The following is a 9418-nucleotide window of genomic DNA, read 5'->3' as shown; positions in this document are numbered from 1 at the left end:
GGTATTATTACGACCGTAGTAATAATGGTGGTTGTGCAATATCATTATCTAAATTTAACTTTAATTCAGCAAATTCTGTTTCTTATATTGTCGTTAATTACAGTATTTGGTTCAGTTTTAGGTGATTTATTTGAATCAATGATTAAACGTCGTGCCGGTATTAAAGATTCTGGTCGTGTTTTACCAGGTCATGGTGGTGTGTTAGATCGTATTGATTCTTTACTTGCAGCAGCCCCGATTTTTGCAACGGGAATGTATATATTAAAACTTATTGGTGTAGATTTATAGATGACACAATCTGTTTGCATATTAGGTGTAACCGGTTCCATTGGGCAAAGTACCTTAAAAATTTTAAATCAACATCCTGATAAGTATTCAGTGTTTGCGGTTTCAGCTCATAGTCGAATTTCTGAGTTGGTTGAAATTTGCAAACATTTCCAACCAAAAGTTGTGGTCGTTCCTGAGCAGAAAGTTGCCGAATTAACAGCTCTATTGGCATATAATAAATTACAAAATATTGAAATTTTGGTTGGTGAGGAAGGGCTGATAAGCATTGCTTCACATCCAGATGTTGATATTGTTATGGCTGCAATTGTTGGTGCTGCAGGTTTGTTGCCAACTCTAGCTGCTGTGAAAGCTGGTAAACGCGTATTGCTTGCTAATAAAGAAGCTTTGGTCATGTCTGGTGAAATCATGATGCAAGCAGCACGTGATCATCAGGCATTATTATTACCGGTAGATTCAGAACACAACGCTATTTTTCAGTCATTGCCTCATAACTATTTAGAAGCTGAAAGAAATGGACAACCGCAACAGGGTGTATCAAGAATCTTATTGACCGCTTCAGGTGGACCATTTTTAAACCATTCGTTAGAACAATTAGAAAAAGTTACTCCTGCACAGGCTTGTAAGCATCCCAACTGGTCTATGGGACAGAAAATCTCAGTTGACTCAGCTACTCTTATGAATAAAGGGTTGGAGTTGATCGAGGCATGTCATTTGTTTTCAATATCTGAACATTTTGTTACAGTTGTTGTTCATCCACAAAGTATTATTCATTCTATGGTGCAATATGTGGATGGTTCAACGTTGGCGCAAATGGGTAACCCAGATATGTGTACGCCAATTGCACATGCTTTAGCATGGCCAGAGCGTTTACAGACGAGTGTTCCTGCTTTAGATTTGTTTGAATATTCTCAGCTTAATTTCCAAGCGCCAGATATTCAGAAATTCCCTGCACTTGATTTGGCTCGTCAGGCAATGCGTGCAGGAGGTTTGGCACCTACTATTTTAAATGCTGCAAATGAAGTTGCTGTTGCTGCATTTTTAAAGGAACAGATTGGATTTACAAATATCCCACAAGTGGTAGAGCATACTTTGCAAAAATTGGAAAATTCAGTTGCTGAAAATATTGAGTGTATTTTAGCTAAAGATGAAATAGCACGACATGTAGCACAGCAATATATATCAAGTATAGGAGGCTGAAATGAGTGCATTATTTATGATTGCAGCAGCGGCTCTTTTACTTGGTCCTTTAATTGCAATTCATGAGTTTGGTCATTATTGGGTAGCACGAAAACTGAGTGTTAAAGTTTTAGTGTATTCCATTGGTTTTGGGCCTACATTACTCAAGTGGACATCAAAAAAATCTGGAATCAAATATCAACTTTCAGCTTTACCATTAGGCGGCTATGTAAAAATGCTTGATGAGCGTGAAGGTAATGTTGCAGAGCAAGATTTACCTTATGCATTTAACCGCCAAAAGCCATGGAAACGTATAGCAATTGTTGCAGCTGGTCCATTAATTAATCTGATTTTTGCTGTCTTACTTTTCTGGATCTTATTTTTACCTGCACAAGAACAACTGAACACTAGAGTCGGTAAAGTTATACCAAACTCACCAGCAGCAATTGCACAAATGCAAGTCGGTGACAAGATTATTGCTGTTGATGGAAAAGAAACGCAAACTTGGGAAAAGCTTAACTTTGCTTTAATTGATCGTGTAGGTGAAACTGGCAGTGTAAATGTTGATGTGGACCGCGCAGGTACTGAAAAGAATATTGTTTTACCAATTAAAGACTTCTTAAAAAACCAGAATGAATCAGCTTTAGATGTATTAGGTTTTTTACCATATCGTCCTGTTATTCCTGCTGTTGTTACTGAATTGACTCAAGATGGAGCTGCAATTCGTCAAGGAATGAAAGTAGGTGATCGTATTGTTTCAATTAATGGTCAAGCAATGAAAGACTGGTTTGATGTTGTCGAGGTCGTACAACATTCTCCAGAAAAATTACTCAATATTGATGTTTTGCGTAATAGTCAATTAGTCCATTTGCAAGTTATGCCTCAAGGGAAACGAGATAACATGGGGCAAGTGAGTGGTGTTTTGGGTGTGAAAAGTGATGCAGGAAAAATTACAATTCCTGACGAATATAAGCAAACAATTCAATATACTCCAATACAAGCTTTCAAGATGTCACTAGAGAAAACTGGTCAAATCTCTAGCATGATATTGAGTTCGATAGTAAAAATGGTTAAGGGTTTAATTGGTTTAGAGAATCTTTCTGGTCCAATTACAATCGCGAAAGTAGCGGGACAAAGTGCGGAAATGGGATGGCAGACTTTTATCTCATTTATGGCTCTAATGAGTGTAAGTCTTGGAATTTTAAATTTATTGCCAATTCCAATGCTAGATGGTGGACATCTCGTTTATTACATTATTGAAGCTATTCGTGGTAAGCCTGTTTCTGAACAAATACAAATGTTTGGTCTAAAAATTGGTATGGTACTGCTCGGTAGTATGATGCTTTTAGCTTTATTTAACGATTTTATGCGTTTGTAAACGTATATGGATTTATAACTTACTGGAAAAACTGGCATGCGGCACACACATTTTTTAATGCCTTTGGCACTTGTTAGCGCTATGGCAGCGGTACAACAAGCATATGCAGCTGATGATTTCGTCGTTCGAGATATTCGTGTAGATGGTTTGGTCCGTCTTACTCCTGCAAATGTTTCTACCATGTTGCCAATCAACAGTGGCGATCGCGTTAATGAACCGATGATCGCAGAAGCAATTCGAACATTGTATGCCACTGGACTTTTTGACGATATTAAAGCATCAAGAGACAACGATACTTTAGTTTTTAATGTCGTAGAGCGCCCAATTATTTCAAAACTTGAATTTAAGGGTAACAAACTTATTCCTAAGGAGGCTTTAGAGCAAGGTCTCAAAAAAATGGGCATTGCTGAAGGCGAAGTTTTTAAGAAGTCAGCTTTACAAACGATTGAAACTGAATTAGAGCAGCAATATACCCAGCAAGGCCGTTATGATGCTGATGTAACTGTTGATACGATAGCTCGTCCAAATAACCGTGTTGAACTTAAATTAAATTTTAATGAAGGTACTGCGGCTAAAGTTTTTAATATCAATATTATTGGTAATACTGTTTTTAAAGACAGTGAAATTAAACAAGCCTTTGCAGTTAAAGAAAGCGGTTGGGCTTCAATCGTAACTCGGAATGACCGTTATGCTAGAGAGAAAATGGCGGCGAGCCTTGAAGCTTTGCGTGCGATGTATCTGAATAAAGGTTATATCAATTTTCATATTAATAACTCACAGCTTAATATTAGTGAAGATAAGAAGAACATCTTTATTGAAGTTGCTGTAGAGGAAGGCAGTCAATTTAAATTTGGGCAAACCAAGTTTTTAGGTGATGCACTTTATAAACCTGAAGAGTTACAAGCTTTAAAAATCTATAAAGATGGCGATACCTATTCTCAAGAAAAAGTAAATGCTGTTAAGCAATTGTTATTGCGTAAATACGGTAATGCTGGTTATTACTTTGCAGATGTGAATATTGTTCCACAAATTAATAACGATACAGGTGTTGTTGACTTAAATTACTATGTAAATCCAGGTCAGCAAGTTACTGTACGTCGTATTAATTTTACAGGTAACAGTAAAACTGCCGATGAAGTATTACGTCGTGAAATGCGTCAAATGGAAGGCGCTTTAGCGAGTAATGAAAAAATTGATTTGTCTAAGGTTCGTTTAGAGCGTACAGGATTCTTCAAAACTGTTGATATTAAACCAGCTCGTATTCCAAACTCACCAGATCAGGTGGATTTAAACGTAAATGTTGAAGAGCAACACTCGGGAACTACAACATTAGCGGTAGGTTACTCACAAAGTGGTGGTATCACATTCCAGGCAGGTTTGAGTCAAACTAACTTTATGGGAACGGGTAACCGTGTTTCGATCGATTTATCTCGTTCTGAAACTCAAGATTACTATAACTTAAGTGTTACAGACCCTTACTTCACGATTGATGGGGTAAGTCGCGGTTACAACGTTTACTATCGTAAAACGAAACTAAATGATGACTATAACGTTAATAACTATGTTACCGATAGTTTTGGTGGTAGTTTAAGTTTTGGTTATCCAATTGATGAAAACCAAAGTTTAAGTGCTTCGCTTGGTGTTGATAATACTAAAGTAACGACTGGTCCTTATGTCTCTACTTATGTACGTGACTATTTGTTGGCAAATGGTGGCAAACCAACTGGTAAGTCGACTTGGTGTCCAAGTGGTAAGAATGAGACTGATCCTAGCACACAGAAACCAATACCGGATACATGTGAAGGTGGGTTTGAAGACTATAATAGTGCTTTCGAAAGTGAATTTTTTACCTATAACTTAAACTTAGGTTGGTCATATAACACCTTAAATAGGCCAGTTTTCCCAACTTCAGGTATGTCACATCGTGTTGGTCTAGAAATTGGTTTACCTGGTAGTGATGTGGACTATCAAAAGTTGACTTATGATACTCAGGCATTCTTACCAATTGGTAAATCAGGATTCGTACTTCGTGGTTATGGTAAGCTTGGTTATGGTAATGATTTACCATTCTATAAAAACTTCTATGCGGGTGGTTATGGCTCAGTTCGAGGATATGATAACAGTACACTTGGACCAAAATACGCAAGCGTAAATTTACAAGAAACCAGGCAAAATGATAGTTCACCAGAAGAAGTGGGTGGTAATGCTTTAGTTCAGTTTGGTACAGAGCTTGCTTTACCATTACCATTCAAAGGTGATTGGACTCGTCAAGTGCGTCCGGTTTTATTTGCTGAAGGTGGTCAAGTTTTTGATACTAAATGTGATATTAATAATACTGCCTACGGAACTAAAGGCATGAAGATTAATGGTCAGCAAATTGATGATGTTAGAAAATATTGTGAAGATAACTATGGTTTTGATTTAGGCAATATGCGCTATAGCGTAGGTGTTGGCTTCACATGGATCACCATGATCGGACCATTATCTCTTAGCTATGCATTCCCTCTAAATGATAAGCCTGGTGATGAAACTAAAGAGATCCAGTTTGAAATCGGTCGTACTTTCTAAGTACGACTTGACTAAACATGCAATAAGGACACAAATTTAAATGAAAAAATTAAATATATTAATGTTAGGACTAGGTTTGACAGTTTCTGCCATGACTAATGCTGCCGGTTATGGCGTCATTGATCTTGCTAAAGTTGTTGAAAGCAGTACTTATTTGAAACAACAAAACGCAAGTTTAAATCAATCAGTTAAGCCAACCACAACTCGTCTTGAGCAGTTAGGTAAAGAATTAGAAGGTCTTCAACGTCAAGCCCAAACTCAAGGGCAAAAAATGAAAGAAGATGATATCAAAAAGCTTCAGGCGCAATATCAAACAAAACTCAATGAATTTAATTCTACTCAACAAGGTTTGCAGTCTAAAGTTCAAACTAGTTTGCAAGGAATGAACTCAACTTTTGAGACTCGTGTGAAGCAAGCAGCTGAACAATTACGAAAAGAAAATAATCTTGACTTCATTTTGAATAAAAATTCAACTGTTGCCTATGACGCTAAATATGATTTAACTGATAAAATGATACAAAAGGTTAATTCAATGAAATAAATTAATGAAAGTGCAACATTATCGTTTAGATGAACTAGCTCACCTAGTAAATGGTGAGCTAGTAGGTACGGGTAGTCTTCAATTTATAAACTTAGCAAGTTTAGAAAATGCTGAAACTCATCAAATTGCTTTCGTGAATGGCGAAAAGTATATTGATCAAGCAAAGGCTAGCCGTGCGGGTGCGTACATTGTTACAAGCCTTATTAAAGAACAGCTTCCTGACAAACAAAATTTTATTATTGTTGATAATCCATATTTAGCATTTGCCATACTTACACATGTTTTCGATAAAAAAATCACATCGGTGGGTATAGAAAGTACTGCTCAAATTCATCCTTCTGCGATCATTTCTGAAACAGCGTATATTGGTCATTACGTCGTTATTGGCGAAAATTGTGTGGTTGGTGATAACACAATTATTCAGTCCCATACTCGACTTGATGATAATGTGGAAGTTGGAAAAGATTGTTTTATTGATGCTCATGTCACTATTACGGGTGGATCTAAATTATTTGATCGTGTGCGAGTTCATGCAAGCACTGTAATTGGTAGTGAAGGTTTTGGCTTTGCGCCATATCAAGGAAAGTGGCATCGTATTGCTCAATTGGGTTCAGTTGTTATTGGTAATGATGTTCGCATTGGTTCAAATTGTAGTATTGATCGAGGTGCACTCGACAACACCATTTTGGAAGATGGGGTAATTATTGATAACCTTGTGCAAATCGCGCATAACGTTCATATTGGTTCAAATACAGCTATCGCTGCTAAATGCGGAATTGCTGGTAGTGTTAAAATTGGCAAAAACTGTATTCTAGCTGGGGCTTGCGGTGTATCAGGCCACCTTTCTATTACCGATAACGTGACTTTGACCGGAATGTCAATGGTCACAAAAAATATTTCTGAACCTGGTACTTACTCTTCGGGAATTGGATTATTTGAAAATAGCCATTGGAAAAAGACAATTGTACGCTTGCGACAATTAGCAGATGTGCCATTGACCCAAATCACTAAACGACTTGATCATATACAAGCTCAAATAGAGTCTCTTGAATCAACCTTTAATTTGCGTAAATAGAATATTATGACCGAGTCAACTACACCTAAATTTGCCATCCCTGAATTACCAATGCAGATTCAAACGATTCGTCAATATTTGCCGCATCGTTATCCTTTCTTATTGGTTGATCGTGTGACTGAAGTTACTGACAATAGTATTGTTGGTTATAAAAATGTTTCTATCAATGAAGAGTTCCTACAGGGACATTTCCCAGAATATCCAATTATGCCTGGTGTTCTAATTGTTGAAGCATTAGCTCAAGTTTCAGGTGTTCTAGGGTTTATTATGAACAATGAAACGCCAAAACCTGGTTCTTTATTCCTTTTTGCTGGTGCGGAAAGAGTTAGATTTAAAAAACAAGTAGTTGCTGGTGACCAACTTGTATTAAAATCTGAATTAGTAATGCAAAAACGCGGTATCTACAAATATAATTGTACGGCTACCGTGGATGGTATTGTAGCAACAACCGCTGAAATTATGATTTCACACCAAAAAACAGAGCAGGCATGAGCAATCACGACTTAATTCATTCTACGGCCATTATTGATCCATCTGCAGTGATTGCTCCAGATGTCCAGATAGGACCTTATTGCGTTATCGGTCCAAATGTGACGATTGGTGCGGGTACTAAACTTCATTCTCATGTAGTAGTGGGTGGTTTTACCAAAATTGGTCAAAATAATGAGATTTTCCAGTTCGCAAGTGTTGGTGAGGTTTGCCAAGATTTGAAATATCAAGGTGAAGAAACCTGGTTAGAGATTGGTGATCATAATTTAATTCGTGAACATTGCAGTTTACATAGAGGAACTGTGCAAGATAATGCTTTAACTAAAATAGGAAGTCATAACCTATTGATGGTTAATACACATATTGCACATGATTGTATTGTTGGTGATCACAATATTTTTGCGAATAACGTTGGTGTCGCTGGGCACGTACACATAGGTGATCACATCATCATTGGTGGTAATTCTGGTATTCATCAATTCTGTAAAATTGATTCTTACAGTATGGTGGGTGGAGCATCACTAATTTTAAAAGATGTGCCAGCTTACGTTATGGCTTCTGGTAACCCAGCTCATGCATTCGGTATTAATATCGAAGGAATGCGTAGAAAGGGTTGGTCTAAGAATACAATTCAAGGTCTCAGAGAGGCTTATAAATTAATTTTTAAATCAGGTCTTACTTCTGTTCAAGCTGTTGAGCAGATTAAAAATGATATTCTTCCGAATGTTCCTGAAGCTCAATTACTAATTGACTCTGTTGAACAGTCAGAACGTGGTATTGTGCGTTAAGAAAATATATTAAAAAAAAAGACACTGCATTTTGCAGTGTCTTTTTTTTCTTAAAATTATTATTTATTAAAAAATTTGGCTTCTTCAGATTTTGGATACTGACTTAAAATTTTAGTTTTATATTGGTTTGCTGAAGCTGTATTTTTATCGACATCTTTAGCAATGCTATAGAGCTGATAAAGGGCACGAGGAGCTTTACTCGAATTTGGATATCGAGTTGCTACTACATTGTAGTTCTTTTTAGCTTCATTATAATTCACCGGATCAGTTGCTAAATTAAACTCAGCTAACCAAAAATAGGCATTCCCTGTATAGACACTATTAGGGTGATTTTTAATAAAGTTCTGCATTGGAGCAATCGCTTTTTTTGCTCCACCTTGTTTATAGGCATCTAAAGCGACAGTGTAAGCTGCCTTTTCAAGCTCTATAGGGTTTGATTGGTTTTGTGAAGGTGGTTGTGAGGCTTCTGGTTGGGGTGGAGGAGTAGTGGATGGGGTGCTTGTTGGGGCAGCATTCACCACTTTGTTTTCAACTGCAGGAGTTTCTGTGCTTGCCGTAGCAGAAGTATCACTGTTCGCTGGATTATCTGATTGTGCACTTTCAGGATCAACTTTCTGATTAAGGAGTTCTAGACGTTGATCTAGGTCTGTGTAGCGATTAGATAGATCTTTTTTCAATTGTTCAATATCATTTGATTGTTCTTCTAATTGCCCACGTAGGGTACGTATATCATTTTCTAATTGTTGATTTTTTTGCATTAATTCCCAGTTTAAATTACTAGGAACCGAAACATTATTAGAAGAAGTATTAGTTGCGCTACCACCGCTTTGGCTTAAACCGCGAGACTCAATTGGAATGTTGGCATAGAGAGAGGTAGTGCTCATTAAGGCAATAAATAAGAAAGAATGCTTCATCAATCGCATGAGTATAGGTCCATAATTTATGTAAAAGCCAACTTAAAAAAGGAATATATAAACTATTCACTTAACTATCTAAGATTTTAATTGGTCAATGCAATTAAAACAGCTAACAATATAAATGCAAGAATAGTTTACAATCTTCAAGCATATTTTATCCAAAATTAGATACAAGAAAGAATATAGGGGAGAGAAGTA

At 36.8% G+C, this 9418-nt stretch carries 9 protein-coding genes; 8 read left to right on the top strand and 1 reads right to left on the bottom strand.

Annotation, left to right across the window (positions count from 1 at the left end):
- The 8 genes from UC75_RS20235 to lpxA form a co-directional block, all read left to right on the top strand.
- Positions 1-288, top strand: a 288-nt coding sequence (locus UC75_RS20235; RefSeq protein WP_228137091.1) for a phosphatidate cytidylyltransferase, incomplete at its 5' end; no start/stop codon positions are given.
- On the top strand, positions 289-1485 hold the full coding sequence (gene ispC, locus UC75_RS04900) for a 1-deoxy-D-xylulose-5-phosphate reductoisomerase (protein ID WP_049836888.1): 1197 nt from the start codon (positions 289-291) through the stop codon (positions 1483-1485).
- Position 1486: 1 nt separating this feature from the next.
- Positions 1487-2842: an RIP metalloprotease RseP gene (rseP, locus tag UC75_RS04895; RefSeq protein ID WP_049836887.1), complete on the top strand. Its 1356-nt coding sequence runs from the start codon at positions 1487-1489 to the stop codon at positions 2840-2842.
- A gap of 36 nt (positions 2843-2878) precedes the next feature.
- Positions 2879-5410 carry an outer membrane protein assembly factor BamA gene (gene bamA, locus UC75_RS04890; RefSeq protein ID WP_049836886.1) on the top strand — a complete coding sequence of 844 codons (2532 nt, stop codon included), beginning with the start codon at positions 2879-2881 and terminating at the stop codon, positions 5408-5410.
- A gap of 40 nt (positions 5411-5450) precedes the next feature.
- Entirely contained in the window at positions 5451-5951 is a 501-nt protein-coding gene (locus tag UC75_RS04885) for an OmpH family outer membrane protein (protein WP_049836885.1), read from the top strand.
- Positions 5952-5955: 4 nt separating this feature from the next.
- Positions 5956-7026 carry a UDP-3-O-(3-hydroxymyristoyl)glucosamine N-acyltransferase gene (lpxD, locus tag UC75_RS04880; protein WP_049836884.1) on the top strand — a complete coding sequence of 357 codons (1071 nt, stop codon included), beginning with the start codon at positions 5956-5958 and terminating at the stop codon, positions 7024-7026.
- A 6-nt stretch (positions 7027-7032) separates the two neighbouring features.
- Positions 7033-7518, top strand: a complete 486-nt coding sequence (gene fabZ / locus UC75_RS04875; protein ID WP_003652176.1) for a 3-hydroxyacyl-ACP dehydratase FabZ — start codon at positions 7033-7035, stop codon at positions 7516-7518.
- Entirely contained in the window at positions 7515-8303 is a 789-nt protein-coding gene (gene lpxA / locus UC75_RS04870) for an acyl-ACP--UDP-N-acetylglucosamine O-acyltransferase (protein ID WP_003652175.1), read from the top strand. The genes fabZ and lpxA overlap by 4 nt, the downstream gene beginning before the upstream one ends.
- A gap of 59 nt (positions 8304-8362) precedes the next feature.
- Here the strand turns inward: lpxA and UC75_RS04865 are convergent, their stop codons facing one another.
- Complete coding sequence (locus UC75_RS04865; protein WP_049836883.1) at positions 8363-9226, bottom strand: YbgF trimerization domain-containing protein; 864 nt, start codon at positions 9224-9226, stop codon at positions 8363-8365.
- Positions 9227-9418: the final 192 nt, after the last annotated feature.

Source organism: Acinetobacter sp. V2 (genome assembly GCF_001188385.1).
In the GTDB taxonomy this organism is placed as follows: domain Bacteria; phylum Pseudomonadota; class Gammaproteobacteria; order Pseudomonadales; family Moraxellaceae; genus Acinetobacter; species Acinetobacter oleivorans.
Note: the sequence above shows the minus strand (reverse complement) of the source record. Positions and strands in the feature narration are given on the sequence as shown.

Coding starts and splice junctions, on each gene's coding strand:
- UC75_RS04885 (WP_049836885.1), top strand. CDS start 5,451: ATGAAAAAATTAAATATATTAATGTTAGGACTAGGTTTGACAGTTTCT.
- rseP (WP_049836887.1), top strand. CDS start 1,487: ATGAGTGCATTATTTATGATTGCAGCAGCGGCTCTTTTACTTGGTCCT.
- bamA (WP_049836886.1), top strand. CDS start 2,879: ATGCGGCACACACATTTTTTAATGCCTTTGGCACTTGTTAGCGCTATG.
- fabZ (WP_003652176.1), top strand. CDS start 7,033: ATGACCGAGTCAACTACACCTAAATTTGCCATCCCTGAATTACCAATG.
- lpxA (WP_003652175.1), top strand. CDS start 7,515: ATGAGCAATCACGACTTAATTCATTCTACGGCCATTATTGATCCATCT.
- lpxD (WP_049836884.1), top strand. CDS start 5,956: ATGAAAGTGCAACATTATCGTTTAGATGAACTAGCTCACCTAGTAAAT.
- UC75_RS04865 (WP_049836883.1), bottom strand. CDS start 9,226: ATGCGATTGATGAAGCATTCTTTCTTATTTATTGCCTTAATGAGCACT.
- ispC (WP_049836888.1), top strand. CDS start 289: ATGACACAATCTGTTTGCATATTAGGTGTAACCGGTTCCATTGGGCAA.